32 protein-coding genes and 2 pseudogenes are annotated in these 25,203 nt (G+C 54.9%); 21 read left to right on the top strand and 13 right to left on the bottom strand.

The window, feature by feature from the left end:
• Positions 1 to 156: 156 nt before the first annotated feature.
• From PMI37_RS23520 to PMI37_RS23500, 5 genes and pseudogenes are all read left to right on the top strand, one after another.
• Entirely contained in the window at positions 157 to 1,020 is an 864-nt protein-coding gene (locus tag PMI37_RS23520) for a pesticin C-terminus-like muramidase (protein WP_157173110.1), read from the top strand.
• Positions 1,020 to 1,430 (top strand): hypothetical protein, encoded by a 411-nt coding sequence (locus PMI37_RS23515; RefSeq protein WP_045123257.1) that lies wholly within the window; start codon positions 1,020 to 1,022, stop codon positions 1,428 to 1,430. Before PMI37_RS23520 ends, PMI37_RS23515 begins: the two co-directional genes overlap by 1 nt.
• An 80-nt stretch (positions 1,431 to 1,510) precedes the next feature.
• Positions 1,511 to 1,795, top strand: a pseudogene (locus PMI37_RS31490) (transposase); the annotation flags it as partial.
• Positions 1,796 to 1,913: 118 nt separating this feature from the next.
• A complete protein-coding gene (locus tag PMI37_RS23505) occupies positions 1,914 to 2,231 on the top strand; it encodes a helix-turn-helix domain-containing protein (protein ID WP_008085698.1) in 318 nt (105 codons plus the stop codon).
• Positions 2,224 to 3,507, top strand: a complete 1,284-nt coding sequence (locus tag PMI37_RS23500; RefSeq protein ID WP_008085696.1) for a type II toxin-antitoxin system HipA family toxin — start codon at positions 2,224 to 2,226, stop codon at positions 3,505 to 3,507. The genes PMI37_RS23505 and PMI37_RS23500 overlap by 8 nt, the downstream gene beginning before the upstream one ends.
• Before the next feature lie 33 nt (positions 3,508 to 3,540).
• Here PMI37_RS23500 and PMI37_RS31920 read toward each other — a convergent pair.
• A pseudogene (locus PMI37_RS31920) lies at positions 3,541 to 3,624 on the bottom strand (WYL domain-containing protein); the annotation flags it as partial.
• A 136-nt stretch (positions 3,625 to 3,760) separates the two neighbouring features.
• On the opposite strand from PMI37_RS31920, the gene PMI37_RS32085 reads away from it, so the two are divergent.
• Positions 3,761 to 4,012, top strand: a complete 252-nt coding sequence (locus PMI37_RS32085; RefSeq protein WP_177323333.1) for a hypothetical protein — start codon at positions 3,761 to 3,763, stop codon at positions 4,010 to 4,012.
• A gap of 234 nt (positions 4,013 to 4,246) precedes the next feature.
• On the top strand, positions 4,247 to 4,630 hold the full coding sequence (locus PMI37_RS23495; RefSeq protein ID WP_157173109.1) for a hypothetical protein: 384 nt from the start codon (positions 4,247 to 4,249) through the stop codon (positions 4,628 to 4,630).
• 530 nt (positions 4,631 to 5,160) lie between these two features.
• Here PMI37_RS23495 and PMI37_RS32295 read toward each other — a convergent pair.
• From PMI37_RS32295 to PMI37_RS23465, 6 genes are all read right to left on the bottom strand, one after another.
• Positions 5,161 to 5,484 carry a hypothetical protein gene (locus PMI37_RS32295; RefSeq protein WP_008085694.1) on the bottom strand — a complete coding sequence of 108 codons (324 nt, stop codon included), beginning with the start codon at positions 5,482 to 5,484 and terminating at the stop codon, positions 5,161 to 5,163.
• A gap of 564 nt (positions 5,485 to 6,048) precedes the next feature.
• Positions 6,049 to 6,531, bottom strand: coding sequence for a hypothetical protein (locus PMI37_RS31475; protein ID WP_008085691.1), 483 nt, complete (start codon positions 6,529 to 6,531; stop codon positions 6,049 to 6,051).
• Between the two features lie 230 nt (positions 6,532 to 6,761).
• A complete protein-coding gene (locus PMI37_RS23475) occupies positions 6,762 to 7,124 on the bottom strand; it encodes a DUF6124 family protein (RefSeq protein WP_008085689.1) in 363 nt (120 codons plus the stop codon).
• A 358-nt stretch (positions 7,125 to 7,482) separates the two neighbouring features.
• Positions 7,483 to 7,608: a LysR family transcriptional regulator gene (locus PMI37_RS31470; protein ID WP_008085687.1), complete on the bottom strand. Its 126-nt coding sequence runs from the start codon at positions 7,606 to 7,608 to the stop codon at positions 7,483 to 7,485.
• A 41-nt stretch (positions 7,609 to 7,649) separates the two neighbouring features.
• Positions 7,650 to 8,132: an HIT family protein gene (locus tag PMI37_RS23470; protein WP_008085685.1), complete on the bottom strand. Its 483-nt coding sequence runs from the start codon at positions 8,130 to 8,132 to the stop codon at positions 7,650 to 7,652.
• Between the two features lie 219 nt (positions 8,133 to 8,351).
• Positions 8,352 to 9,230 (bottom strand): LysR substrate-binding domain-containing protein, encoded by an 879-nt coding sequence (locus PMI37_RS23465; RefSeq protein ID WP_008085683.1) that lies wholly within the window; start codon positions 9,228 to 9,230, stop codon positions 8,352 to 8,354.
• Positions 9,231 to 9,381: 151 nt separating this feature from the next.
• Between PMI37_RS23465 and PMI37_RS23460 the strand changes: the two genes are divergently transcribed.
• The 6 genes from PMI37_RS23460 (at position 9,382) to PMI37_RS23435 (ending at position 14,174) form a co-directional block, all read left to right on the top strand.
• On the top strand, positions 9,382 to 9,807 hold the full coding sequence (locus PMI37_RS23460; RefSeq protein WP_008085681.1) for a VOC family protein: 426 nt from the start codon (positions 9,382 to 9,384) through the stop codon (positions 9,805 to 9,807).
• Between the two features lie 113 nt (positions 9,808 to 9,920).
• Positions 9,921 to 11,177: a cation:dicarboxylate symporter family transporter gene (locus PMI37_RS23455; protein WP_008085680.1), complete on the top strand. Its 1,257-nt coding sequence runs from the start codon at positions 9,921 to 9,923 to the stop codon at positions 11,175 to 11,177.
• A 113-nt stretch (positions 11,178 to 11,290) separates the two neighbouring features.
• Complete coding sequence (locus PMI37_RS23450; protein WP_008085678.1) at positions 11,291 to 12,394, top strand: alkene reductase; 1,104 nt, start codon at positions 11,291 to 11,293, stop codon at positions 12,392 to 12,394.
• A gap of 65 nt (positions 12,395 to 12,459) precedes the next feature.
• Complete coding sequence (locus PMI37_RS23445) at positions 12,460 to 13,203, top strand: SDR family oxidoreductase (RefSeq protein ID WP_008085676.1); 744 nt, start codon at positions 12,460 to 12,462, stop codon at positions 13,201 to 13,203.
• An 80-nt stretch (positions 13,204 to 13,283) separates the two neighbouring features.
• Positions 13,284 to 13,670 (top strand): nuclear transport factor 2 family protein, encoded by a 387-nt coding sequence (locus tag PMI37_RS23440; RefSeq protein ID WP_008085674.1) that lies wholly within the window; start codon positions 13,284 to 13,286, stop codon positions 13,668 to 13,670.
• Positions 13,671 to 13,688: 18 nt separating this feature from the next.
• On the top strand, positions 13,689 to 14,174 hold the full coding sequence (locus PMI37_RS23435) for an SRPBCC family protein (RefSeq protein WP_238552727.1): 486 nt from the start codon (positions 13,689 to 13,691) through the stop codon (positions 14,172 to 14,174).
• 64 nt (positions 14,175 to 14,238) lie between these two features.
• Here PMI37_RS23435 and PMI37_RS23430 read toward each other — a convergent pair whose 3' ends face one another.
• Positions 14,239 to 14,760 (bottom strand): hypothetical protein, encoded by a 522-nt coding sequence (locus PMI37_RS23430; RefSeq protein ID WP_008085670.1) that lies wholly within the window; start codon positions 14,758 to 14,760, stop codon positions 14,239 to 14,241.
• Between the two features lie 146 nt (positions 14,761 to 14,906).
• Between PMI37_RS23430 and PMI37_RS23425 the strand changes: the two genes are divergently transcribed.
• Positions 14,907 to 15,614 carry a class I SAM-dependent methyltransferase gene (locus tag PMI37_RS23425; protein ID WP_008085668.1) on the top strand — a complete coding sequence of 236 codons (708 nt, stop codon included), beginning with the start codon at positions 14,907 to 14,909 and terminating at the stop codon, positions 15,612 to 15,614.
• An 89-nt stretch (positions 15,615 to 15,703) separates the two neighbouring features.
• Positions 15,704 to 16,135 (top strand): hypothetical protein, encoded by a 432-nt coding sequence (locus PMI37_RS23420; RefSeq protein ID WP_008085666.1) that lies wholly within the window; start codon positions 15,704 to 15,706, stop codon positions 16,133 to 16,135.
• A gap of 73 nt (positions 16,136 to 16,208) precedes the next feature.
• Here PMI37_RS23420 and PMI37_RS23415 read toward each other — a convergent pair whose 3' ends face one another.
• Positions 16,209 to 16,991 (bottom strand): AraC family transcriptional regulator, encoded by a 783-nt coding sequence (locus tag PMI37_RS23415; protein WP_008085665.1) that lies wholly within the window; start codon positions 16,989 to 16,991, stop codon positions 16,209 to 16,211.
• A gap of 107 nt (positions 16,992 to 17,098) precedes the next feature.
• On the opposite strand from PMI37_RS23415, the gene PMI37_RS23410 reads away from it, so the two are divergent.
• Together PMI37_RS23410 and PMI37_RS23405 are read left to right on the top strand one after the other, a co-directional pair.
• Positions 17,099 to 17,986, top strand: coding sequence for an amino acid metabolite efflux pump (locus PMI37_RS23410; protein ID WP_008085662.1), 888 nt, complete (start codon positions 17,099 to 17,101; stop codon positions 17,984 to 17,986).
• Between the two features lie 71 nt (positions 17,987 to 18,057).
• Positions 18,058 to 18,612, top strand: coding sequence for an adenylate kinase (locus PMI37_RS23405; RefSeq protein WP_008085660.1), 555 nt, complete (start codon positions 18,058 to 18,060; stop codon positions 18,610 to 18,612).
• Between the two features lie 69 nt (positions 18,613 to 18,681).
• On the opposite strand, the gene PMI37_RS30975 is transcribed toward PMI37_RS23405, so the two are convergent.
• Complete coding sequence (locus PMI37_RS30975; RefSeq protein WP_008085658.1) at positions 18,682 to 20,019, bottom strand: hypothetical protein; 1,338 nt, start codon at positions 20,017 to 20,019, stop codon at positions 18,682 to 18,684.
• A 452-nt stretch (positions 20,020 to 20,471) separates the two neighbouring features.
• Between PMI37_RS30975 and PMI37_RS23395 the strand changes: the two genes are divergently transcribed.
• Positions 20,472 to 21,137, top strand: a complete 666-nt coding sequence (locus tag PMI37_RS23395; RefSeq protein ID WP_008085647.1) for a hypothetical protein — start codon at positions 20,472 to 20,474, stop codon at positions 21,135 to 21,137.
• A gap of 83 nt (positions 21,138 to 21,220) precedes the next feature.
• On the top strand, positions 21,221 to 21,532 hold the full coding sequence (locus PMI37_RS23390; RefSeq protein ID WP_008085645.1) for a hypothetical protein: 312 nt from the start codon (positions 21,221 to 21,223) through the stop codon (positions 21,530 to 21,532).
• Positions 21,533 to 21,593: 61 nt separating this feature from the next.
• On the opposite strand, the gene PMI37_RS23385 is transcribed toward PMI37_RS23390, so the two are convergent.
• Both PMI37_RS23385 and PMI37_RS23380 read right to left on the bottom strand, forming a co-directional pair.
• Positions 21,594 to 22,151 (bottom strand): GNAT family N-acetyltransferase, encoded by a 558-nt coding sequence (locus PMI37_RS23385; protein ID WP_238552726.1) that lies wholly within the window; start codon positions 22,149 to 22,151, stop codon positions 21,594 to 21,596.
• A 126-nt stretch (positions 22,152 to 22,277) separates the two neighbouring features.
• A complete protein-coding gene (locus PMI37_RS23380; RefSeq protein WP_008085640.1) occupies positions 22,278 to 22,667 on the bottom strand; it encodes a low affinity iron permease family protein in 390 nt (129 codons plus the stop codon).
• Positions 22,668 to 22,749: 82 nt separating this feature from the next.
• Between PMI37_RS23380 and PMI37_RS23375 the strand changes: the two genes are divergently transcribed.
• Both PMI37_RS23375 and PMI37_RS23370 read left to right on the top strand, forming a co-directional pair.
• The gene (locus tag PMI37_RS23375; RefSeq protein WP_008085638.1) at positions 22,750 to 23,211 is read left to right on the top strand and encodes a hypothetical protein; all 462 of its coding nucleotides are present in this window, start codon (positions 22,750 to 22,752) and stop codon (positions 23,209 to 23,211) included.
• A 327-nt stretch (positions 23,212 to 23,538) separates the two neighbouring features.
• Entirely contained in the window at positions 23,539 to 24,636 is a 1,098-nt protein-coding gene (locus PMI37_RS23370; RefSeq protein WP_008085637.1) for a catalase family protein, read from the top strand.
• 63 nt (positions 24,637 to 24,699) lie between these two features.
• Here PMI37_RS23370 and PMI37_RS23365 read toward each other — a convergent pair whose 3' ends face one another.
• Positions 24,700 to 25,173, bottom strand: a complete 474-nt coding sequence (locus PMI37_RS23365; RefSeq protein ID WP_008085635.1) for a MaoC family dehydratase — start codon at positions 25,171 to 25,173, stop codon at positions 24,700 to 24,702.
• Positions 25,174 to 25,203 lie beyond the last annotated feature (30 nt).

The following is a 25,203-nucleotide window of genomic DNA, read 5'->3' as shown; positions in this document are numbered from 1 at the left end:
TCTGCCAGGGCATTGCGCCCTGGCTACTTAAGGCGGTACTCGTTCAGTCAGCCTGGTTATCGCAATACGTTTGAAGAAAGTGTGCGTGTGTGTTTTCTGGACTCTCCGAGCCTTCAAGCGAGGGTTGCGCGGAACTACATCATCCCCGCGCGAACCTTGGATCGTGAGCCAACCCAGCGTCGCCCTGCGTTAAAACTCAAGCCAGAGAACGAAGTCGATCTGCTTCTGAATCACACGCCCTTGGAGCCTGATTTGGACTGGGCTAATGAGAAAAAAAGGATCGAAAAATTATCGTGGTGGAAAGAGTCCGGCTTACCAAGCGATGGGAAAGCTTGGCATTTTCACCTGATGGGATTACTTGGCAATTTCACATACCCAGCCGATGAGAACGATTTGAAGTGGCTGAATGTGCCTTATGGTCAGTTGACGTTTGACGTGGAAGGGAACGACTTTGAGGACGCTAGCCATCCTTCACATCGATATTTCAGTCGAATAGTTCACTGGCCAGGGGGCGTTTCTGGAGTGACAATCGGTCGTGGATACGATCTGGGTCAACAACCTGATCCAAAGACCGATCTTGCCAATGCCGGCGTAAGGGAGCCGTTGCTGTCGTGGCTGGTTGGGGCTAAAGGAAAGCAGGGGCAAGCTGCAAAGGCCTATCTGAACAGTGCCAGCAAAGAAATCAGGCTTCATACTATTACTCGAAAACAGCAATATAAACTTTTTATTAGTGTCTACGAGGTTATGAAGCAAAGCGTTCTGAGTATATCCGGAGGAGGAGTCAACCAGAAGGATTACGGTATTTTGTCTTGGGATTCGGTTAGTAAAAAAATACAAGATATCATCATCGATTTACGATATCGCGGCGACTATCACAAGCCGTCCCGAAAGTTTATTCAGAAGCCATTTGTTGAAAATGATCTGGAGAAGATCAAGCAAGAGATTTCCAGAAAAAGTAATTGGGAAAGCGTGCCGTTGGAGAGAGTCTCCGAAAGGGTTCGTTACTTGGAGGGTCAGTGATGAAGTCTATTTTCTTAGTGATTTTTATATCGTTCCTTCCGTCTTGTTTGAGTGGCGCAATTGCTGCTGAGTTTGACTATAAGCAAGTGTATCGAGCAGATACCGGCAAGGTAGATAAATATATAGTCAGGTATTTGACATCTTTTGCTACTCCGTGTGTCACGGTGCAAACGTTTATTCCTGGTGGTGACGGAAAAATATTTAAAGAAAAAGAGTTTTGCTCTATAGATGGAAAAAATTTAATTGATGGGTATTCTGAGGTTGAATTAAAAAAAGGGGAGTTTAAGGAAGGTAGGCTTGTATTGACCTTCGAAGTTACTCCTCTTGCGCGTGTAGAGGGATACGTTGAAGCGTGCGATGTAACGTTCGAGAATGGCTCGCCTCAAGGTTTGTTTTGCAAAAAGGCTTGACCCTTGGCGGCCAAGAGTGTGTAAAAACGGCTTCGCAAACCTTGCTATGATTTCTGAGGATTTCATCGCAAGGATCGCCCATAAAGCGCTTTATCCAAGGTGAGCATCGAGGCCAAAGCAACGTCCATCCAGAGAGCCTCGACGATTACGTAACGGATACCAATCCGGTGCGCGTACTCGACGTTTTTGTCGACGAACTTGACCTGAAAAAACTGGGTTTTTAAGGCGCCATGCCGGCAGATACTGGCAGGCCGGCTTACCATCGCGCTGTCCTCCTGAAGATCTACATCTACGGTTATCTGAACCGCATTCAGTCGAGCCGGCGACTGGAACGAGAAGCCCAACATAACTCCATTATCTTGTGGTTTTGGCTGGATTAATTCGCCATAAGACCTATTATATTGGTATTAGCTGATTGATTGGAGTGCGCATAAAACCTATCATTCGGTTACTGACTGCCATTTATTGGGTTGGATGCACACTATGTTGGATTTAAGCTTTAGTAAGCCGAGCGAGGTCGTGAAGCGCCTCTGCGATCGCTTGCGCACAGAGCGCCTGGCGCTGGACATGACTCAAGCCGACTTAGCCGGGCGTGCTGGCATTGCAGCCAACACCGTGTCCAACCTGGAAGCCGGGCGCAATGTCGGGTTTGAGAACGTTGTCCGGATCGCCATCGCCCTTGGTCGAACCAAAGAGCTTGAAAGCCTTTTCTTGCCGAAGCTGGAGAGCATCGAGGACATCAAGCGCTATGAGACCAGTGCCAAGCGTATGCGTGTGAAGAGGAGTCCTGGTCTTGCTTGAACAAGTGAATGTCTTTTACGAGGGCTGGGGAGAGCGATGGCGTTGGGGCACGCTGGTGTCTACAACTCTGACCGGTCGCCCAAAGATCGTGTTCGAGTACAGCAACGAAGCCAAGCAAAGTGGATTGGAGTTATCGTCCTACAGGCTGCCGTTGAAAGGCCCCCAGTTGCGTCAACATTTTCCCGACTATCAATTGGACTTGCCAGGGCCTGTTTATGACTCGTTGCCGGACGGGTGGGGCATGCTGCTGATGGACCGTATGTTCCGCAGACGTGATCTCTCAACGGCACGCATCGGCGCACTGCAGCGGCTGGCCTACATTGGTAGCAATGCGATGGGCGCCATGACGTTTGAACCCGTGGCGCCCGAAGGTCAGAAGTCAGAAGTCCACATTCCATTGGAGCAGCTTGCCGCCGAAGTGAAGAGCGTGCTCCACGGAGAAGGTGGCGAGTTCCTGCAGACACTGATGTTAGTGGGTGGTTCACCTCAAGGTGCAAGGCCAAAGGCGCTGGTTTATCGCAACCCCGAAAGTGACGCTTTTACTACGGCTGTTACACCGGGCTTTGAAGCCTGGCTGGTTAAGTTCCCAGCCAAGGAAGAGCATGCCGAGGTGTGTGCTATTGAAATGGTCTACGCCCAATGCCTGCGTTTGTGCGGCATCGAGACTCCTGACACGGCGTACTTTAGTCTGCCAAATGGGTTTGCGGCGTTTGCAAGCAAGCGCTTTGATCGTCAGGACGGCATGCGCGTACCCATGCAGAGTCTCGCGGCCTTCACTGGCGCCAATTACAGGTCTCCAGGCGTTTTGGACTACGTCAATTTCATGCGCGCGACGCAGATTTGTACCAACGACGTGCGAGAAATGGCGCTGGCCTTCGAGCGTGCCGTCTTCAATGTTGCGTTCAACAACAGAGACGACCATCCGAAAAACTTCTCTTACATCATGTCGAAAGAAGGTCAGTGGAGACTGGCGCCGGCATACGATGTGACCTTTTGCGAAGGGCCTGGCGGATATCACCAGATGGACGTGATGGGGCATGCAGAGGAAGTTTTCCGCGCGGACATGCTTCGGCTTGCAGAGGAAGCCGAGGTGCCCCAGGAACTTGCCTGCAAGATGATTGACGGCATTTGTGATGTGGCCAGCCTGTTTGCAGCTATCGCCGATGAGATGTACCCGAAGGTTATTACGCGCGATACCCTGCGTATGATTAAAGGCTGCATCGACAAGAACGTTGCCCGGTTACGAGAAGGTGACAACGGCCACGGTCGCAGATGACGACCGCCGGCGAGAGTATGGCGGCGTAGTTCTCCTCACATGCCAGCGCATCCCCGTATAGATAAGCGTGTGAGGCGCGATCAGGCGTGTTTCGCCATTTGGTGTTCTAAAAGACAGTGGGCCGCACGGAAATAAGACATGGATTTGGTTCAGATCGCACCTGCGGCATACCACATTACGGACGACTACTGGCATCTTCTCAGGGCAGAGGGATGGCGCTGTTTATATTCTCGTCGAATGTGAAGCGTCTTTCGTGAGTTACGAATGCCTGATCAAGCTGAACGCCGAGGAGTTGCGTGACTACCACGGCCTGGGCTGGCTATCCATTCAGCACCTGGCTAATCGAATAAATTACTTCGTCGGTGATTACAACGACAGAAAAATCACAGGGCCATTGCTTGACGCAGCCATTCAGGCATCGAAGCTTTGGTCATCTGAAGGCGCTGGGTTAATGTCAGTTCGCACCTATTTAGACGACCACCATGTTGGAAACGGTCATCAATGAGTGACTGCTTCTGGCCAAAAGTAGCCACTCAACAGCGTGTCAGCGAGTCCATAGCCCGCCACTCATTGACTGCTAACGCTCGGTAATTTGGCCGACTTCATATCACTTTTTTCTCTGCTCGGTTCCGCATTTGCCATGATAGGATCTAAGAAAAGTAACATCTTAGCCTATAGCAAGGAATGTTATGAAACAACGATGTCCTTATCAATGATTATAGGAGTCAGTGGAAGTACGATGAACATTACGAAAAAAACAACCTTGCCCTTTATTGGAATCAGTGCGACTGTCGTTGGGGGGTTGCAGATATTTTTGTACGAACCCTTGATTGCAATTGCGCAAGCACAATTTGACGGTGTTCCTCTTCGACTGATCATGGAGATAATTTTAACCATTGCAGCTCATTCAACTATAATTTCAATAGTTCCGCTATTGCTGGCCGCATTTAACAAGGTCGCCATAAGCTACACAATCCTTATCTTATTTATATCTATATATATACAAATCGCAGTAGGCATAAATTCCATCGGCCCGACGGTAAGTGCTATAGCTTTTTCAATTTTAATTTTTTATGCATCAACAAAGGCAAGTGAACTTATTCGGCATTTTCGTGCGAAGTGACTTCCTATAATAAGTCGTCCAAGTGATTCGTTTCGCTCTCCGGGACTCTCTGCTGCTCCGCACCCTAAGCTTCAGCGAGTGGCTGCTTTGGGTTGTGGATTCAATCGATCGCGACAGGCAAAAAAAGGCCAGAAGCGGTCCTTTGAAAGCGTCTACGGAAGAAGGACCGATTCAGTACTGTGAAAGAACGACGGGAATTCCATCAGAGTGGTTGCCTCTAATGCCAACAAGCTGCTCCACTCGACGGGCATGATTGAGCCTCTAAGATGGGCTAGAGTGCCCCCTTTAACCAAACAGTAGAGCCACATCACATGCATTTCGTCCGCCACGGAGAGTACCTTGCCGCTTCACGTATTACTGGGCCTCGGCATAATCTCCTACAACTGCGCCTTGGAGTTGGTGAGCAGCATGAGCCGATCTGTGAGTGTCTCCCGCCGCAGGGGGCATGTAATCACGAACCATTAGTTGAGGCTGATATCGTTGCAAGCGTACTCGAAGGAACATCGGAGGCGAATCGACGCTTTGGCACCTCACATGTCGTTACCCACATCCGGTACGTCCGAAATGACACCAAGCCTGAAGTAGTCTACGGCCTCTTGGCTCTCAAAATCCTTGAGCAGTTGCATGTCGGCGGCACATTCGTTGAGGGCAGCAAGGTGTTCGAACGCTAATCCAGCCTCATTGTGATCGACATAATCCAGAACGATTTCACCACCACTCTCCAAACCCGCCTGAGCTAACGGATGGTCGTCCGGTACTGGGCCGGTTTGTTCGTATGCAATGGACATCAGCGCGGTGATTTCCTTGAGCACTTCTATGAAGTTGGCCCTCAAGTCGTTGTCAGGGGGGAGCATTGAAAACATCTCCTTCGATTACGGTGGACCAGGGAGCCCACGTTTGTGGTCAATTGTTGCTCAGGAACGGCTCCAGGCATGAACGCTTCGGATCAGGCTCTACTCATTTCCTCATAAGAAGCATCGATGACCGAGCTGTGGTCACCCCAAACAGCCGCGGCAACGTCCTGGATGATTTCCGCTAGCGTCTCAACGTCAACACTCTCGGCCTCAATACAGGCCAAACGTCCCGCCGACCAATCGATAACCGTACATTCCGGGTACTTCCCTAGCAGTACAGACAACGTTTTCTCAGGCGGCTCTTGGTAGTTGTACATGAAGTCAAAGCACAAAGTCCTGGCGTCTCGAATCGGGTACACCAGCATCCATGCATTCGACTCAGACCACCTCAAATCGCACTGTTGCAATGCTTCCTGTTTAAACATCAACGTCGTGTCGCGGCACTATGCCGTGGGCTTTTCGGGCCACGAATATCTCCTTGCCGGTGACAAAAACTCGGTACCGAGGAGCAATGGCGAGAAGCCAATGCTGAATCGGACTTGTGCAGTGTCTGATTGGCTAGCGTCACCGATGAATGAAATGCTGCTGCAGGAAGTCGTGATCTTCTTCGACCAGTCGAGGGTACCTGCTTGCGTCAAGCCTTTCGCGAAGTCTCCTGGAGTAACTTGCCTGCTCAAAAGCTACTTGGCTGCTGGCGCTGTCAAAGAAAGACCGGAGATGAGCGAGAGCCTGATCAAATACAGGACCTTCAATACGCAGAAACAGACCTGTCAAATCTTGCTGATCCGTGAGCTCTCGATACAAGTCGATGGCGAAAATACTGCCTCCGTTATTTTCAGCATGATACACATGCACGTCGCCGTAGCCGCTGTAAGGGTGGGCAAAATACAACTCGTGGAGTTCGAGAATGTCGACGGGAATTTCAAGGATTGTAAATACCGCCTGCAGGTCGGCGCTGGGAGTTTTCTGGTCACCTTCCCAGGTTACTAAATCTGACATCGATACGCAGATGTCGAACTCTTTGGCATAGATGATTTTTCTGGACATTCTCATTCCATCGCTGAATGTTAGAGTTTCAAGGTGGCGCTTCATGAGGCATCGACTACGGGTTATGCCTGAAATAGACCGGACGAAGTGTCAGCTCATCACAGAAAGAACCAGCGGTCGCTATTCTATCTCCGCGAGAAGCCGGAAATGTCCCAATGCAGCCATGCACAAGCCTTCAAAATCTGATCCGTTCAGTGGCGACGGCCAAATCGTCACTGAACGGTATGGACCTAGTCTGTAATCTCAACCCTGTCCAAAGCCCGATTCACCGCCAGCTCCCCAAGCATCACCACCTGCGCAATGCCCAGCAACGTCTTGCGAATCGGCCCATCCACCAACCCCGCGACATCCCCCAGCATGATGGAGGCCGAGGCCAGCGATTCGCAGGCGTTGACCAGCAATGACTCGGTATCCGTTTCCGGATTAACCAGAAACATCGTGCTCGCCTGATACGGCGCAGCCATGATCGCGGCAGCGGGATTGAGGTAATGATCGAGTGCGCGTTCAGCCGCGTCGTGAAGCTTCCTTGAATCAAGCGATTCATAGGGTGAGGCCGGATCGGTTTCGGGTGGGTTTGGTGTTGGTTTGAACATTGATGAAACTCCACGTGTGTGTTTAGAGGAGCCATCACTCTCGCTACCAAACGAAGGGTGGCGGCCATACGAAGGTTGGTAGACCGGCCCACATGGAAAAACCGGCGCGCCCGAAGACGCCCTGCGCATGGCCACCAGCAAGCAGATGCGAAAAAGCACCCGCGTAAGGTGACGCGATACGCCATGTGGAGTAGCGGGCTACCAAACCCGATCACTGTTTTCAGTGACCGACCAACGATAGAGCCCGCGCTCCAAGCGCACAAGCCGGCGGATTCTGGCGTAGTCGTAGGCAACGGCGCAAGGCGTTGTAGCCTTTCGGACGTAACGTCAGGTGTCCTTAAACACATCCCCAAAAACGTTAAACAATGACGGCCGTCAGCGATGCAACCGCGCCGACGCTGACATGCAACTCAAGCGCAGCCGCCGCCAGACTGCCCAAGCGTGCGGCGCTCTCGAACACTTTGAAATTAGCGGGAGATGCCATTTCATCTCCGCAACGACAGCACATCGAACTGCAGTTTTTGATCACCGGAACGCATTACGCAGTTGGGTGATCACTTCTTCGACCGACAGTCCCGGCGTCTCTGGAGGTGTCGGGTTTTCCCCAAACTCTCTCCAGATAAACAGCGTCAGCTCGGCACCGTCAGTCGCCGCGAGGGCGTTTTCAGCGTAGGCAAAGTTTGCCAGTTGCCGATAGCGCTCATCCTTACAGAACAAGTCTTCGACCCAGTGATAAACCGGAATGAAATGGAAGTGAATGGGCCAGCCCGGTTGATGACCAAAGCGGCCAATGTAGAGATGCGCAGGAGTTAATATCCGCTCCATGAGCTGCTGGGTCTTGGCCAGCAGGCCACCCATTTCCGTCAGTGCGTCAGGCGATAAATCAGCCAATGATGAGGTGTTGAGCCTGGAACCCAGCATCAGATACCCGGGGAGGGCGCTCGCCAGGTGGTGGTTGATAATCCAATGGTCGGTTTCATGAACAATGAACTGTGGGGCAATTTCCATCGCCGTTTGTCCTGATGGAGTGGATGCGGCAGAGTAGCAAAGCTTGTTTGGCAACGCTGCGATTGACAGCGCGTGGCGTCAGCCATTGACGCTGCACAGCCATAAATCTGGCCGGAGTTGACCGTCGTCACGGCGTGATTAGGGACATGCGCCAATTTACGTAAGCGGATTCAAGGTTCGCCACTCCTGATTTGATCATTGGCAACCAGCGTTGTGTTGCTAGAGGAAGCCGCCCTTGACCTGCTCACTGATCAGGTCAGCCATCTTCCGCACCGGTTCAGTCATGCTGCGGCGAGAGCGATGGACCAGGCCGATATCCCGGTGAAAAGTGTGCGCCCCGAGGTCGAGTGCCCGCACGCCTGCCGGCCATTGCGGTTCGGGCGTTGTTTGCGGCACCAGCGCAACGCCGACACCGTTTTCCACCAGTTTGACGATCGCCTCCAGCTCATCCAGTTCGCACACCTCATGCAAGGTGAAATGCATTTGCCGCAGAAAGCGGTCGACCTGTCTGCCGCCGAAGGATGATCGGTCATAGCGAATGAACGGTTGGCTGGAGAGCAGTTCAGACCAGTCTTCTCCCGGCACGTCGCGCGGCACGATCAGGCGGTAGGGCTCCAGCGTCAGAGTCGTCCAGCGCAGATCGCTCTGTAGCGAGAAAGGCGGGCGAATGATGACGGCCATGTCGATCTCGCCAGCGTCGACGAGGTTCACCATCTCCATCGACAGCCCCGGGACCACACGCGTGCGGCACTGCGGACAATGTTGGTGAAACTTCGCCAGCGCATCCGGCAAATAGGAACGCTGCACCGACGCAATGGCGCCGATGTTCACCAGCACACTGGGCGGTTGTCCAATCGTCGTCGAGCCCAGGTTTTCGTAAAGCCTGAGCAACTCCTGCGCTTGCAGCAGGATCTGGTGGCCCATTTTGTTGAGGTGCGCCGAGCGGCCTTTCCTGTCGAATATCTCGAAGCCGAGTTCCGCCTCCAGCCGCTGGATTTGTGCGCTGACGGCGGCCTGCGTGAGGCCGATCTTGTTGCCGGCCGCAGCGAATGTGCCTTCGCGCGCCACAGCGATGAGTGTCTTGAGTTCTTTGATCATTCACAAATATTAATTGTGTTTCTAAGAAATATATATTGATTTTTCTGTTTTGTTTTCCGTCCTAGGATGTTTCCCATCCCCGGCAACGGCTGAACCGAGAGCGCCAATGACGGTGGGAATTCGCCAACCAACAAAAATATCTGGAGTTCTGATGAGCCTTTCACCTTTCCACCTGGCAATCCCTGTTTACGACCTGGCTTCAGCGCGGACCTTTTACGGTGAGGTATTTGGTCTTGAGGAAGGGCGCTCCAGCACGCAGTGGGTCGACTTCGATTTTTATGGTCACCAACTGGTCATTCACGAACACCCGAAAACCGCCTCGCAAGAGAGCGTTCACAGCAACCCGGTCGATGGTCACGATGTGCCGGTGCCGCACTTCGGCATCATCCTGGGTTGGGCGCAATGGGAAGCGTTGGCCGAGCGTCTGAAGTCGTTTGGGACCGAGTTTGTGATCGAACCGTACGTTCGTTTCAAAGGTCAGGTGGGCGAGCAAGCCACCATGTTTCTGTTCGACCCGTGCGGCAACGCCCTCGAGTTCAAGGCCTTCAAGGATATGAGCCAACTGTTCGCCAAGTAACAACAGGCATGGCACAACCGCGTTGTGCCATTTGATCTCTAGTGAGCTGGAAGCTCATGACTCTAGCAACTGCGATTACCCGCAGACCTTTCATTCCAACAAGAAGGCTAGACATGAAACGTATTCCCTTGGTGTGGCAAATCGTTGCCGGGCTGTTGCTTGGCGTGCTCGTCGGTTGGTACTTCAATACGCATCCGCAGTATCAAACATGGGTCAGCGCCGAGATCTTAAAACCGCTCGGTGACATCTTCATCAAGATGATGAAGATGGTGGTTGTACCGATTGTGTTCTGTTGCATGATCCTGGGGATTGCAGGCGGTGGCGACAGCAAGTCGTTTGGCCGGATGGGGGCGAAGTCGCTCGGCTATTTCTTTGCAATTACCGCGCTGGCGATCGTCATTGGCTTGTGTTTCGCCAACCTCTTCGAGCCCGGCACCGGGACCGATATTTCAGGCGTCTCGCACAGTTCGGCGGCCATTAACCTGGAGCCTTCGAAAGGCGCCTTGGTGATTTTGCAGAACATCGTTCCAGACAACGTGATCGTGGCGATGTCGGAGGCGAAGTTGCTGTCGGTATTGTTCTTCGCCGTGCTGTTGGGCCTGGCATTGAACGCATTGCCGAAAGACAAAAGTGCGCCTTTCATCGCCGTGGTTCAGAGCCTCTCCGATGCAATGTTCAAAGTCGTCTCAATCGTCATGGCTTACGCGCCAATCGGGGTGTTTGGCATGATCGGCGCGACGGTAGCGACGTTTGGTTTCGCCTCATTGTTGCCGCTGCTCAAGTTGATTGGCGTGGTGTATCTGGCACTGATGGTTTTCGCTTTGGTGGTGCTGGGCGGCATTTGCTACTTGATTGGCGAAAACATCTTCAAGTTGATCCGCTACTTCCGCAACGAGTTGATTCTGGCGTTTTCCAGTGCAGCCTCAGCGGCGGTCATGCCGCAATTGATGACCAAGCTGGAGAGCTACGGTGTACCGCGTCGGATCGTCAGTTTCGTGGTGCCGGTGGGCTATGCATTCAATCTCGATGGCGCGTCGATTTTTCTCGGCGTGGCAACAATCTTTGTCGCGCAGCTTTATGGCATCGACCTGTCGTTGTCTCAGCAGATTCTGCTGGTGGTGACGATGGTGCTGACCTCCAAAGGGGCGGCAGGGGTGCCGGGTTTTGCCATCATCATTCTGTCGGCCACATTGGCTTCAGCCGGGCTGCCGTTGGAAGGTGTGGCGCTGATTGCCGGCATCTTCAGGATCATCGACAGCGGCACCACCACGTTGAATGTATTGGGTAATGCCATTGCACCGCTGGTGATCGCCAAGTGGGAGAAGGTCGAACTGCAACCGCTACCCGCTCACCCAGCGGCAAGGGTCTAACCGGGACAACGCAGCTTTGCGGTTGCACCGATCACACGTGCACGTCTGCTGACACAGGGACGTTTTTTTTGGGTTTGTTTACTAGACGACCGGTCTATTGATTGTGAGGATTTATGACGGATTACGCTTCAGACACCGACCTTTTTTCACCCGTAACCATGGGCGCACTGCAACTGGCCAACCGGATTGTCATGGCTCCGGTGACCCGTAGCCGAATGGCCGAAGACGGCGTACCGAATGAAATGCACGCGACGTACTACGCCCAACGCGCCAGTGCCGGCCTGATCATTGCCGAGGCGACGAATATTTCCGCGCAGGGCCGAGGCTATGCGATGACGCCGGGGATCTGGTCGGAAGAGCAGGTCGCCGGCTGGAAAAAAGTCACCGACGCCGTACACGCAGCGGGCGGCAAAATCGTCAGCCAGTTGTGGCACGTGGGGCGTTTTTCCAGCGTCGAGTTACAGCCCGGCGGCGCTGCGCCGGTGGCACCTTCGGCGATCAAGGCGGAAGGCAGCACGTACACCGAAAAAGGCTTTGTCGAGGTGTCGATGCCGCGCGCACTGGAGACCTGGGAAATTCCAGGGATCATCGAGCAGTACAGGCTGGCCGCCGAAAATGCCAAGCGCGCCGGTTTCGATGGCGTGGAAGTGCACTCCGCCAACAGCTATCTGCTCGACCAGTTCCTGCGCGATTCCACCAACCAGCGCACGGACCGATACGGCGGCTCCATTGAAAACCGCGCTCGACTGACCTTGGAAGTCACCGAAGCCGTGGTCTCGATCTGGGGCAGCGAGCGCGTCGGGATTCGTCTTTCGCCGGTCACGCCGGATGCCGGGAACACGCCGCCCGACAGCAATGTCATGGCGACTTACGGCTATCTGATCCAGCAACTCAACCCCCTCGATCTGGCCTATCTGCATTTCGTCGAAGGCGCCACGGCCACCTCGCGCACCGTGCCTGAAGGTGTGGATCTGGATGCATTGAGTGCGCAGTTCACAGGGGCATTCATCGGCAATAACAACTACGACCTGGCGATGGCACTGGAGCGTCGGGCGCAGGGCCGGATTGATGCGGTGGCGTTTGGTCGTCTGTTCATTTCCAACCCCGACCTCGTGACGCGTCTACGTCGTGGGCTCGAACTGACCATCGCGCCACGCGAGAGTTACTACGGCGGTGGCGCCAAGGGTTACACCGACTGGCCAACCGCCAACGCCTGAAAAACCACGACCTGCGCCCGCTACGACGCAGGGTCGCCAACGCATTATCGCCAAGAGGTGTGAGCATGAATTATCTGCAAAACAAGGTCGCCATCGTCACGGGCGCATCGTCTGGTATCGGCGCGGCAACCACCCGCGCGCTGGCCGCAGAGGGTGTCCGTGTGGTGGCTGCGGCACTGGATAAAGAGGGCCTGGAAGCCTTCGTCGGCCAATTGCGCGAAGCCGGCCATGAAGTGGTCGCGTTCACCACTGACGTCACTCAAGCGGAGCAGACTCAGGCACTGGCCAGATTCGCCCGGGAAACCTACGGCACCGTCGACATTCTGGTGAACAACGCCGGGCTGATGCTGTTTTCCAACTGGGTCGATCTGGCCGTACAGGATTGGGAAAAGATGATCGACGTGAACATCAAAGGCTATCTCAACGCCATCGCGGCGGTGCTGCCTGTGATGCTCGAGCAGAAGTCCGGGCAGATCCTCAACATGGACTCGGTGGCGGGTCATCAGGTCGGCCCGGCCGCAGGCGTTTACAGCGCTACCAAATTCTTCGTCCAGGCCATGACCGAGTCCATGCGCAAGGAACTCGGTGTGCAGCATGGCATCCGCGTCAACACGGTCAGCCCCGGCGTGATCAATACCGGCTGGGCGGACAAGGTCAGTGATCCCGAGGGACGCAAGGCGGCCCAGGCGCTTAACCGGATCGCCATCGCACCGGACGATATCGCTCGGGCGGTGATCTACGCACTCAATCAGCCGGAAAACGTCACCGTCAACGACTTGATCATCTCGCCGACGCGTCAGGATTGGTGACGCTTATAGCGGCGGTTTTACCCCATCTGCTGTACCCACAAGCGACTCTGATCGCTCGACTTCATCAAGAGGAAACAACCATGTCAAAAAACATCAAGGCAGTACCGACCGCTGAGTACAACGCTGTCATCGCCACCGCCAATCAGTACGTCGAAGGACTGCGGATCGGCAGCGCTGCCGGCGTTGCACAAGCCTTCCATAAAGAGGCAGTGATGTACGGCTTCACCAATGGCGAACTGCTGGGTGGGCCGATCACCAACCTGTTCGACTTTGTCGAGAAGAACGGCGGCGCCCCTCAAATCACCACGCGCCTGGACGTCCTGGCAATCACGCCGACCACTGCCGTGGTGCGCGTCGACATGGAAAACGATGCGATTGGCGCCGACTACAACGACTACCTGACGCTGATCAAAATGGACGGCGTCTGGAAGGTGATTGCCAAGGTGTATCACCAGTTCGAAGCCTAAGCATCCACCGATCCCGGCGTGCCTGATGCCGGGATCGGCGAACGATTTATTGAAAGGGTTTATACGATGACGATGGTTGAGTATTCCGCTGTTCTGGAGGGCGACGCAGAACAGGTCTGGAGCGTGTTGAAGAAATTTGGCGAGATCGATAAATGGCATCCTTCGATCGTGAGTAGCGAGATCGAAGGTGGCATGCCGGATGGCCTGACCGGTTGTATTCGCAGACTCTTCCTCGCCGATGGCGCAGGGGTCAGGGAGCGGTTGTTGTCGGTTGATGATCGTGGGTTGACGCTGTCTTATCGTTTCGAAGAAGCACCTTTGCCGCTGGATAATTACGTGGCGACGGTTCGGTTGGTGGCGTTGACGGACTGCAGCCAGACGCTCGTTACCTGGTCAGCAAGTTTCGACCTGCAACAGCCGAATACAGCCGAGCATTATCAGGCGTTGATCCGCAGCCTGATCGTCGAGGGACACAAGGGGCTTCAGGCATTGCTGGTTGAGTAATGTACGACGCTGGCCAGTGGCGAGCGGCATTTCATTCGCCACTGGTTTGTCATTACGACGTTATTTAAAACGCGTTCAATACCCGCGTGTCGACACCCACCACCTCCGGCGGCATTTCGTTGATCAACACAACGGCGTCATCCCCACGGTTCAGATAGATCAAGTAGTCGCCAGTCTCGAACGTGATTTTGAAAGCGACCAGCCGGCTGTGCTGATCCGGCCACTGGTCGATAACGCCTTGAACCTGTGTGATGAGCTTGCCTGCCACCGCGAGGCGGGGTAATTCGGCCAGCAAATCTTCCCGCCGCCACGAACACTCGCCATCCTCCTCAATGCGAAAAGAGGCCGGCGTTTGCAGCTCCGCTTGATCGGCGCCGACACTTTCACCATCGCTGAGCAGGTACATCGCAAGGGTTTGATCTTCGCCAAAGCGCCATAGCAGTGAACCAACATCTTGCGAGTACGGTTCACCGTTGAAATAGTACTGGTCGTGCAGCAGCGCGCGTAGTGTCTGGCCGACCAGTAAGCGTGCATGGCCTAAATCCGAGGCCATCCTCTCGCGAGAGGCGATATAGCGGTTCAACACTGAGCGATACCTCTTGAGGCAGGACGAGCAAGCTGCGGAGTTTAGCCGGGCAGGGCATTCCTCAGGGGAATGCAGCGCATAAAATTAATGAATTTTTCTTGTCTCTGCCCATGGCGTAAGTTGCTCGCACAACAAGGAGCAACGCCATGCAATTGACCTCTGCAAAAAAATTCGACACCGCCCGCGCCAGCGAATACGCCCAGCAAAGTCGTATCGCCCTGGCCGGTTATGACGCCTGTCACGATCTGGCCGCGTGCATGTTGGCCGCCAGTCTCGGCCAGTCTCGATCGGCCAAGGTGCTGGTGGTTGGCGCGGGTGGTACGGCGCAGGAGATCATTGCGATGGGCGCGCTGGAGCCGGGTTGGACGTTCACCGCTGTCGATCCTTCTGCGCCGATGCTGGAGGCCGCGACGCAGCAGCTACAGGCAAACGATCTGTTGCACAGAACGCAGGTGCATCTGGGGCAGGTCGAAGATTTGTCGGCGGACGCGTCCTTTGATGCAGCGACATTGATCGGCGTGCTCCATCATCTGCCGGGCGATGCGGCCAAGCAGCAAATCCTGCGCGCGGTTCAGGCTCGGCTCAAGCCGGGCGCGCCATTGATTGTGGCGGGCAATCATTACGCCTACGCCAGCCAACCGTTGTTGCTTCAGGCCTGGGGCCAGCGCTGGCGGCAGCAGGGTGCGAGTGCGCAAGAGGTGCAGGCCAAGCTGGGGAAGATTCTGCAGGGCGCCGATCCTCCGCACTCCGAGGCGGCGGTTCAGCAGTTGCTGCATGACGCCGGGTTTGGTCAGGCGACGCGGTTTTTCAGCAGTCTTTTCTGGGGTGCCTGGCTGACGTGTAAAAACGTCTGAGCGCAGGTCTCACAGGGTTCTACGGCTGATCTATAGTCACTCAGTCGGCCAGCGGATTCGGCCATTGCGACTCGCCAGGAGTGCGCGACGTGATCACTCGACTGCAAGTTCTCAAACTGATCCAGATCAGCCTCGCGTTGCCAGCCTACACCGTGCCCGCCAGCGCGACGATCGGCTTTATCCTCTGGTACGGACTCGGCTTGCTGACGGGACTGCTGACTTCGCAAACGCTGGCGGGTGCGGAGTGGGGCTTACTGCTGCTGGTTGCGTCGCTGTATTCACAATGGGCGTGCTGGAGCATTTTTGCTGACGGGCTGGAGGACATTCCTGCGGTGCCTCATCTGCCATGGGTGGTATTCGGATTGGTGTTGACGCTGCTATTGGGCATCGCAGCCTGGGTGATTTTTCGCACGGGGCTGTTCGGGTTTTTGTGCGGTTCGCAGGGGATCGTGGCCTGCGTTCTGTTGGTGATCAATCTGCTGCGCAGGAGAGCGGCGGACAGCGGGCATTTGCGCGTTTGAAGATCAAAAGATCGCAGCCTTCGGCAGCTCCTACATTATGTAGGAGCTGCCGAAGGCTGCGATCTTTTGATCTTTAAAAATGCTGCTCGACGACATAACGACTCGGCACTTCCCCCAGTAATTGCTTGAACACCGTGGCAAACGCGCTCGAACTGCTATACCCCAACGCCATCGCAACCTGAGTGACCGACTGACCTTTGCCCAGCATCACCACCGCTGCGAGCAGACAAGCCTGTTGTCGCCATTCGATAAAACTGATCCCGGTGTGCAGTCGGAAATGCCGGGTAAAGGTGCGTCGGCTCATCCCCGCACGTTCGGCCATCTCATCGATGCCCACTTCCAGCGAAGGCTGATTCAAAAACTCGCAACACACCAACGCCAGGCGCGGCTCTGCCGGCAGCGGCGCATTGAGCGACAGTGCGGGCATCGCGGCGATTTCGTGCAGCAGCAAACTCATCAAATGACCGTCGCGCCCTTGAGTGGAATACCGCGCGGGCACGTCGATGGCTTTCATCAGCAGATGCTGCAGCAACGGTGAAACTTCCAGTACCTGACATTGCTCCGACAGCCCAAGTTTTTTCGCCGCTTGCTTACGGATATAGGTGTTGTGCAGGGTGACCGGACCACGCATCTGCATGGAATGAGAGAGTTGTGCGGGCACCCAAATACCGCGCTGAGGTGGAACGACCCAGTTGCCGTCATCGGTGAATACCGTGATGACACCGCTGGCAGCATAGGCGAACTGCCCCCGCTTATGATCGTGCAGCGGGAACAACGTGCCGTCCGCATATTCAGCGGCGGTCACGACCGCATCGCGTGGTGTGTTCTGGTAAGGATGGCCGGTGATTGTTCGCATGGCCCGATTCTAATGAAAGATGGCCTGTGACTGAAAGCGGGCCATCTCGATTACTTGCATATTTGCCCGATACGAGCACTTTCGCTCGGCGTCGGGAACGATTGATCATGCAAAAGAAACACCTCCTACTCGCGATCCTGGTCACTGCGGTGTGGGGACTGAATTTCCCCGTGACCAAGCTGGGCCTGGCCGACATCGATCCGTTGTTGCTGACCGCGTTGCGTTTCGCGCTGGCTGCGTTGCCCTGGGTGTTTTTCGTGGAGCGCCCACGGGTTGCGTTTCGATGGCTGGCTGCTTACGGGATGATCTTCGGCGTTGCAATGTGGGCGTTGATCAATCAGGGCATCGCGTGGGGAGTGCCGCCTGGCACCGCATCGCTGTTGATCCAGTGCAGCGCATTTTTCACCTTGGGCTGGGGCGTGATTTTTTTCGGCGAGCGCCTCGGGCGGCCGCAACTGCTCGGCGCGCTGTTGGCTGCCGCCGGGTTGCTGGGCATCGTATTGTGCAGCCCGGGTGATGCGTCGAGGGCAGGGCTGGCGTTGGTGATTGGCAGCGCAATGGCCTGGAGCGTGGGCAACGTCATCATCAAAGTGTCGAAAGTGCGCGAGATCTTCGCGTTCGTGGTGTGGGCCAGTCTATTTCCGCCCATCCCGCTGATGTTGCTGACGTGGTCACTGCACGGCTCGGCGCCCTTCATTGCGCTGCCTGCGCAACTCAATGCGATGACCCTGTTTTCACTCGCGTTCCAGGTGTATGCCGCCACGCACTTCAGTTATTGGGGCTGGAACCTGCTGTTGCGCGAATACCCGATCTCCCGCGTGGCACCGCTGTCGCTGCTGATACCGGTGTTTGGCATCTTCAGTTCGATGGTTATCCTTGGCCAACATCCGAGCCCTGCGAATTGGGGATTGATCCTGTTGGTGCTGGTGGCGATCGTATTGGGTTCAGGATATTTGCAAGGCGTGTTGGCCCGTCGTCGAGCGCGAATCGCCTGATCATCATCGGCGGATCGATTTGTCAGGGGGAATATCGGATATCCTGCCGACCTCGAAACGGATGTGTATTCATGGAGGAAACGGTGCGAATTTTTATCACAGGTGCTTCGTGTGCGGGGGTGACCACATTGGGTCAAAACCTCGCCCGTCTGCTCGACGTACGACACGTCGACGTCGACGATTTCTTCTGGATGCCCACCAATCCTCCGTTCACCACCAAACGGCCTGTCGGTGAGCGCGTGTCGATGATCCAGGAACAGCTTGGTGACAACGATTGGCTGCTGACCGGTTCTTGTATGGGCTGGGGAGAAGCGCTGATCACTGCTGTCGATCTGATTGTGTTCGTAGTGACACCCACGCCCGTACGCCTTGAACGCCTGGCTGCCCGTGAAAAGGCGCGCTTCGGTGATCGGATAGCGCCCGGCGGTGACATGCATGAGATCCATGTGGCATTCCGCGAATGGGCTTCGCAGTACGACGATCCAGACTTTTCAGGGCGCAACCGAGCGTGGCATGAGGCGTGGATTGCGCAGCAACGGGCTGCGCTCTTGCGGATTGACGGGGCGGGCGCTGCTGAAAAGATCGCTGCGGATGTCATTCATGCGTTAGCGCAGATAACACGATAACTGGAGCCGTGACGGATTTAGGGCGAGGCGGTCTTACGCCTACTGGCAAAAAATGTCAGTAGGCTCGGGCTAGCCACGTTTGAAACGCTTGAATACGCGAATTGCAACCAACCCAGCCCATTGGCCGCAATCAATCAGCAGACGCTTCATAAAACGGACGCACTGGCCGAGTCGGTAGCGTACAGCCCGTAGAATGATACGTCTGTCAGCTACAGGGCGCGCATCAATCAGGCATAGCTTGGTGGTGGATAGAGCCACTTTTGCGCCGATCGCTAAAGCAACAGCGAGGAAATACAGCCAACGATGATTCTTGGCTTTTTCATGTTGGCTTACCAACGCCGACAACTGCTTCAAGTAGGGTTTGGCAGCTGCGAGCCGGGGGATGATGCACTCGCTGGCCAAGGCGACTGTGTGGCTGCCGATACCCTCGTCCACAATACCCGGCGGACCATCAGGTCTGGCCGAGCAATAGTGGTAAGGCACGTACTCACACGTGCTCGACAGCGGCGATGACCGTGAGATATCACTGGAAAAGTACTTCACAGGACACAATCGTTGATTGTATTCGGCGATCTCTTTGCGAATGGCGTTCACATCATCATCGCTCACGGTCCGGCGATTCGCGGCGTAAAAACCTCTGGAGTCATCTGGCGCGAATTCAATGAAGTAGCCGGCTTCGCCTTCCTTGATGTGTGTGAAGGTCCACTGCGAATCGCGGCTCCACTGGCACGACCTCAGGTCATCCAGGCCATTGGCCTTACAGTAATCGTCGTAGCGCCTGATTTGGCTCAACAAGTAACCGCTGGCGTCCTGGACGTTCACCGTTGCCCCGTTCAGCAATGCGGTGTCTTCGTTGGCGCCGTTGTCCGCCACGAAAAATACCGCTGCAACCAAAGCCAGAGGAAACCAGAAGTGATCGTAAATCTGGCGGAAGCGTTCAGTGAGGTTGAGGTTGTCGTACAGGAGAACCATGACGCCCCATCCAGTGATAGCGCACAGCATCAAAAGGGGAATTAGCCCGACCTCGCTGCCCAGCTTACCCACACCATTGATTGCGTAACGAGTGGGCAGGTAATTGATGATTGGAAATAGGCCCAGGCAGTTCAATACACCCGGCAGGATCAGGAGTGCGAAGAAGCAGAACAGGCCACGTTTTTTGCCCACCGTATAGGCCGCTGCCGACAGTAAGGGAATCAGCAGCAGTGCCAGCATCACCAGAAAGCCCAGCGTGATCACCATGGCTTGATCGGGCGACCAGTAGCTTGCGATGACCTTTCCCGCTTCATCACGCTCGGTGAAGCTCGATGACACGACGCCCAAGCCTTCCAGGTTCTGGTGCAGATTGTAGGCGGCGCCATGGAGGAATTTTGAATAAGGGTGGAAGAAGCTCGCGACGGAAAATGACATTAATCTGAATCCTTGATTTCCTGGGTCATTCCTTGGTTAAAAACGCACTGAATGTGAAACACCGATCCTGCTGAAATGTGTCGATCAGCGACACCCGCCACGTTATCGACGGACCACCAAGTGCACAAGCCGGCGGATTCTGGCGGAGTTGTAGGCAAAGTCGCAAGGTGTTGTGGCTTATATGGCATGAGACGACGTGATGTTTAAACACCAGTCCAGAAACGGTTAAACACCGGGTGAGTGCTTCAGCGAAGTTGCTCATCGAGAGCCAATACTGGAAGCCTTGCCGCAACATTTGCAGGCCGTGGCTAACCTGTAGAACGGTTTGAACGGAAGCTGTTGGTGTTATCCTTCCGCCACTGCGCGTGACAAGGATCCGACTCGTCGGCGCGGAGTTTTTTGTCCTGCAGTTCGGCAAAGTTTCAGGACGGGATTTTCAAGGAAGAGCAAGGATGATTCATGAGCGAAAAGGCAAGCGCCCCCACCCTGAGATACCCAAACGCACCCCGGATAATTGCGACCGCGACGACTCTGCCGGCAGGCGCATCAAAGTCGTCATGACGCGCTCCATGAGATCGTTGGGTCGTGCGCTGTGGGGAACTTTTACCTACCTGGTTGGAGTTTTGATTAACCTCCTGCTGGGTGTCGCTGCGCTTGTGATCGTTCTCTTGGTTGTTCTCTACGCAACGGCTGATTCGACAAGCTCCGATATGGTGCCTCGGCTAAATGCGCTGGTCGCCACCGCCAACGACCATAAGGTTGGTTATTTTCAGGATCAGGACTGGTGTGAAGCGTTACTTGTCGATACGGGTAACTATGCCAGCTCGCCTGCCTCTACCTGCGGTGATGGCGACAATGCCAAACCCTTCGATGGTCACGGGAACGAGATCTTTGCCAAGGTCAGAGCGGCTGCAAAAAAGGCTGGAATAACCCCAATCAGAATAAGTGTCCTGTCTGAGAAAGGCACTGTTTCGTTCGCGCAAATCGATCTTTCGTGCTTCTACTGTTATGCCTCGTATATCTATTCGCCGCAGGCTGCATACCAGCCCGATAAGGCGGAAAAAGCCAGTGTCACGGATATGAGTGGGGGTTGGTACTATGTAGATACAGGTATCTGATCGTTCCACGGCAAAGAGGGTGATGAGCTATAAAGGCTGTTGAGTCGCCGCGTTAGTTATTCGGGAAAAAGAGAGTAAAAAGTATGAAGGTTGCAACTGGAGTGCGGAGTCTTTTGTTATGGATTTTTATCCTTCTGTTTATCGTTGTCACCGACACCTTGATATACCTTTCGACGTTGCTGGATTTTAAGGATGCCCCGCAACTTATATTTGTCTTCAGTTTCTATCTCCTTGCCTATCTGGCGGCTTTGATTCTGATGGTGGCAGCGTGGCAGTTTTTACATAAACTTCTTGCGGTTAAACCGTTGCCCGCTCAGAAAATAAAGCTTACTTATGATTTGACCTTTGAAGAGCATGAAAAAATCAAAGCGTTTTTGAGCGAAATCAGAAACTGAAAGCACGGCCTCGGTGAGGGGCTGCTTTGCTCTTTTTCCGCTACTCAGATCGGGTAGATATTCACTCAGACGACCAATTCCCATGTTCTGCCGCCGCCCACTGCGCCTGCGTAACGCCATAACACCTGCACAAAGCAGCCGCCCCGGACAGGTTCAACTCAGCGTCATACACATGCACCGCGCCTATCTTCAACGCCGCTTTTTGCGAGCGAATGTTCGTGGGCGCGATGTGCAGGTAAACGGTGTCGTAGGCGCTGAAGGCATGTTCCAGCATCAGCTGCTTCAGTTCGCGATTGGCTTCACCACCCCATTTTTCCCGCACCAGAAAGGTGTAGCCGATGGCGATGCTGGCGGGCAGATCCGGCGGCGTGTAGTAGCTCGACATCCCCACAATCTGCCCAGTGTCGATATCGAAGATTGTGAGTGCCTGACGCGTGGCCAATCGAGCGGCGAAATAGCTTTCGAACACCGGTCGTTGATAGCGATCCCGGGCAGGATGGCCGATCCATATCTCTGGATCGCTGGCCGCCGAAAACATGCCCTCACTATCACTCGCGGTCAGTGGCCTGAGTCTTAACGTGGGGCCGCACAAAACGGGTTGGCAATCAAAGTCGCGCACGATCTGGAGCTTCCTTTGCAAATGAGCCGAGAGACTGAACCCAGTCTAGGGCCGCAGAGGCTTATGGAAAGATCCAATGCGTATGTAATCGACAGAGCCAAACCGCAGAAGTGTCGGGCTCCGCTGTCATTCGCCAGTCGGGGCCGTTTCCGGTTGCAGATTGACCTGATCATTCTCACCCAACGAGCTGTATCGGTCGCGAAGCTTGCGAAGGTCTCGGGAGCCCATTTTGTCCAGGCACAACGTCGCATTTTGCGCATCGGTGGTGGCGCGTATCAGCTCGTCGATTTTCAGGTGCAGGATGTCATTGTCCCGGTTTTGCGTGTTCTGGATCAGGAACACCATCAGGAAGGTAATGATGGTCGTCGAGGTGTTGATGATGAGTTGCCAGGTATCGTTGTAATGAAAGTAGGGACCGGTAAAACCCCAGACTGCAATCAAGGCAATTGCCAGGAGAAAAGTTTTCGAGCTGCCGGCCCAGTTGGAAAGCGCCTGGCAGAAACGTGCAAAATTCATGGTGGCTGACTCTTGATGTGGGGATTGGATAGACCACACTGAGTCTTTGAAATTCTTTTTTACATTTCTCGTGGACGGTTCAATGGCCAAAATCATCAGCGCCCAGGACTTGCAGATCGACCTCGACGGTGCGAACGAAGCAGGCCTGTTCAAATGGCTGGTCGCCAGTTTTCTGATGGGCAAAAGAATCCAGGGTGAGATTGCTGCGAGGGCGTATCAGGTGATCGTCGAAGACCATCAGCGAGACACCCCGCAAAAACTCGCGCGTTGCACGCATCGACAACTGGTCGCCATGCTCGGTCAGGCTCACTACGTGCGTTACGACGAGTCAACGGCATCGCGCTTAGTGGCGCTGGCCAACAAACTGAACGATGAATACGCCGCCAAGGTAACGAATATCGTGGCGGCCAGCGCCGATCGTCAGGCGTTCGAAAAACGCTTGTCCGAGTTCGACGGGATTGGCCCCAAGACTGTCGAGATTTTCATGAGAGAGGCCGCAGGTGTGCTGTTTGAACACGCCAACCGGTCAACTCCCTCCCAGTGAGCAACGCGCGCAAATAGATAGCGGCGTGCTCACAAAATTCATTGTTTTTGATGGCTGGCGCTGCGGCTGACCGTTCGTCAGGCATGCGCTGCAATCAATTGAACATTGGTTCCTGGCTTCCTGACAGATAAGTCTGAGCAGACGAGATTTTTCTTCGTTTCGCTAACGGGAGAACACCATGAAAGCGATCGTCTACGACGGCCCGCACGGTGGCACCCTGAACCATGTCGTGCCCATAGCCTGAGTCATTCATGCCTTTGCCGGCAGCCTAACAGCCGGCAAGTTTCTTTCACCGTGGACGCTGGCTCACCGAGCGGAGTTACCCAAATGAATGACCTTCCAGTAATCAGCGCTACTTCCAGGCCGTTGCCGTTCGAGCCGTCCTTCGAGCAGATTGCCGACGACGAAGCCCAGACCAGCGAAGAGCTGGTCAAAGCGCTGCACGCCATTTCAGAGACCACGTTCAAGGACAATGCACACGCCACTCGCAGCGTCCATGCCAAGGCTCATGGCCTGCTGCGAGGGCGCATTACCGTGCTCGACAACTTGCCCGCCGCACTGGCCCAAGGGGCATTCGCCACGCCAGGGACATTACCGGTGGTTCTGCGTTTCTCGACCAATCCCGGTGACATCCTCGATGACAAGGTGTCGACCCCAAGAGGGTTGGCGCTAAAGATCATTGGAGTCGAAGGCCCTCGTTTGCCGGGCAGCGAAGGAGCGGTGACTCAGGATTTTGTGATGATCAACGCCAAAGCCTTCACGTCCGCCACCCCCAAGGCATTTCTCAAGTCACTCAAGCTGTTGGCGAAAACCACGGACAAGGCGCCGGGTTTAAAGAAGGCTTTTTCTGCATTGCTTCGTGGTGTGGAGGCAACAATTGAAGCCGTCGGCGGCGAAAGTGGTACGTTGAAGAGTCTGGGCGGCCACCCGCAAACGCATATCCTTGGCGAGAGTTTCAGCACCGTCGTACCGGTGCTTTATGGCCCTTACTACGCAAAAGTGGCCGTTTTGCCGGTGGCACCCTCGCTGACAGAATTGACTCATCAGCACGTGGATTTTGGCGACAATCCCGATGGTCTGCGAGAAGCTGTAAAGGCCTATTTTGATCAGCACTCCGGAATCTGGGAGATGCAAGTGCAACTCGCCACCGACCTCGAAAAAATGCCCATCGAGGATGCCTCGGTCGAGTGGCCGGAGGCGCTCAGTCCTTATATCACCGTGGCGCGAATCGAGGTCGAGCCACAAACCGCGTGGAGTCGCGAAAACATTCAGGAGATTGACGATGGCATGGCGTTCAGTCCATGGCAGGGTCTCGCGGCTCATCGGCCGTTAGGTGGAGTCATGCGCGTGCGCAAACCCGCCTATGAAATGTCTGCCGGATTTCGCGGGGAACACAATGGCTGTCCGATTCATGAGCCGCGTTGAATTAAAGTCGGGCAGTCGCGAAGCGTTATGAGCGTAGCGACCTTCCCTAAACACAGCGAGTCATCACCGCGCCCCGTTGGAAAGATCTCCCTCAGCGATCATGCGCTTCAAACGTTCACGCTCCCGTTCACCGGGTAGCACGCCGGTTGTCGTTGCTTTCAGCACGAGGATGCCGTCTGCGTTGATAACGCTGACTTCGGCTTTCGCATGACCGCGTTCATCAATGTGAGTAATGAGCCAATCGCAGGTTATCTGCTCGCCGGGGTACACCGGGCGTTTGAATTCGAAACTCATGCCGGTTGCCAGCCAGCCGATCTGCCCACCGATTTGCGTGATCAGACTGGCCGTCAAAAGCCCGTGGGCGATGGGCGATTTGAATCCGCGCAGTTGTGCGTAATCCGCGTCGCAGTGAACCGGGTTGTAGTCCCGGGAGATCTGCGAAAATTGCAGGATATCGTCTGCGCAAAAGCAGCGAACCACGGTGAAGCGGTCCCCGACGTTGAGGCCTTCGGCAGCGCGTTCTCTTGGGCTTTTCATGGAAGATTCCAGTGGGCAGTGGACAGAGAA

This window comes from Pseudomonas sp. GM80 (genome assembly GCF_000282515.1).
Taxonomy (GTDB): domain Bacteria; phylum Pseudomonadota; class Gammaproteobacteria; order Pseudomonadales; family Pseudomonadaceae; genus Aquipseudomonas.
The sequence above is the reverse complement of the archived record's forward strand: the minus strand, read 5'-3'. Positions and strand labels throughout refer to the sequence as shown.

Bases quoted from the DNA above. Each gene is read 5' to 3' on its own strand.
- PMI37_RS23515 (WP_045123257.1), top strand. From the start codon at position 1,020: ATGAAGTCTATTTTCTTAGTGATTTTTATATCGTTCCTTCCGTCTTGT.
- PMI37_RS23505 (WP_008085698.1), top strand. From the start codon at position 1,914: ATGTTGGATTTAAGCTTTAGTAAGCCGAGCGAGGTCGTGAAGCGCCTC.
- PMI37_RS23495 (WP_157173109.1), top strand. From the start codon at position 4,247: ATGAACATTACGAAAAAAACAACCTTGCCCTTTATTGGAATCAGTGCG.
- PMI37_RS32295 (WP_008085694.1), bottom strand. From the start codon at position 5,484: ATGCTCCCCCCTGACAACGACTTGAGGGCCAACTTCATAGAAGTGCTC.
- PMI37_RS31475 (WP_008085691.1), bottom strand. From the start codon at position 6,531: ATGTCCAGAAAAATCATCTATGCCAAAGAGTTCGACATCTGCGTATCG.
- PMI37_RS23475 (WP_008085689.1), bottom strand. From the start codon at position 7,124: ATGTTCAAACCAACACCAAACCCACCCGAAACCGATCCGGCCTCACCC.
- PMI37_RS31470 (WP_008085687.1), bottom strand. From the start codon at position 7,608: ATGGCATCTCCCGCTAATTTCAAAGTGTTCGAGAGCGCCGCACGCTTG.
- PMI37_RS23470 (WP_008085685.1), bottom strand. From the start codon at position 8,132: ATGGAAATTGCCCCACAGTTCATTGTTCATGAAACCGACCATTGGATT.
- PMI37_RS23465 (WP_008085683.1), bottom strand. From the start codon at position 9,230: ATGATCAAAGAACTCAAGACACTCATCGCTGTGGCGCGCGAAGGCACA.
- PMI37_RS23460 (WP_008085681.1), top strand. From the start codon at position 9,382: ATGAGCCTTTCACCTTTCCACCTGGCAATCCCTGTTTACGACCTGGCT.
- PMI37_RS23455 (WP_008085680.1), top strand. From the start codon at position 9,921: ATGAAACGTATTCCCTTGGTGTGGCAAATCGTTGCCGGGCTGTTGCTT.
- PMI37_RS23450 (WP_008085678.1), top strand. From the start codon at position 11,291: ATGACGGATTACGCTTCAGACACCGACCTTTTTTCACCCGTAACCATG.
- PMI37_RS23445 (WP_008085676.1), top strand. From the start codon at position 12,460: ATGAATTATCTGCAAAACAAGGTCGCCATCGTCACGGGCGCATCGTCT.
- PMI37_RS23440 (WP_008085674.1), top strand. From the start codon at position 13,284: ATGTCAAAAAACATCAAGGCAGTACCGACCGCTGAGTACAACGCTGTC.
- PMI37_RS23425 (WP_008085668.1), top strand. From the start codon at position 14,907: ATGCAATTGACCTCTGCAAAAAAATTCGACACCGCCCGCGCCAGCGAA.
- PMI37_RS23415 (WP_008085665.1), bottom strand. From the start codon at position 16,991: ATGCGAACAATCACCGGCCATCCTTACCAGAACACACCACGCGATGCG.
- PMI37_RS23410 (WP_008085662.1), top strand. From the start codon at position 17,099: ATGCAAAAGAAACACCTCCTACTCGCGATCCTGGTCACTGCGGTGTGG.
- PMI37_RS23405 (WP_008085660.1), top strand. From the start codon at position 18,058: ATGGAGGAAACGGTGCGAATTTTTATCACAGGTGCTTCGTGTGCGGGG.
- PMI37_RS30975 (WP_008085658.1), bottom strand. From the start codon at position 20,019: ATGTCATTTTCCGTCGCGAGCTTCTTCCACCCTTATTCAAAATTCCTC.
- PMI37_RS23395 (WP_008085647.1), top strand. From the start codon at position 20,472: ATGATTCATGAGCGAAAAGGCAAGCGCCCCCACCCTGAGATACCCAAA.
- PMI37_RS23390 (WP_008085645.1), top strand. From the start codon at position 21,221: ATGAAGGTTGCAACTGGAGTGCGGAGTCTTTTGTTATGGATTTTTATC.
- PMI37_RS23380 (WP_008085640.1), bottom strand. From the start codon at position 22,667: ATGAATTTTGCACGTTTCTGCCAGGCGCTTTCCAACTGGGCCGGCAGC.
- PMI37_RS23375 (WP_008085638.1), top strand. From the start codon at position 22,750: ATGGCCAAAATCATCAGCGCCCAGGACTTGCAGATCGACCTCGACGGT.
- PMI37_RS23370 (WP_008085637.1), top strand. From the start codon at position 23,539: ATGAATGACCTTCCAGTAATCAGCGCTACTTCCAGGCCGTTGCCGTTC.
- PMI37_RS23365 (WP_008085635.1), bottom strand. From the start codon at position 25,173: ATGAAAAGCCCAAGAGAACGCGCTGCCGAAGGCCTCAACGTCGGGGAC.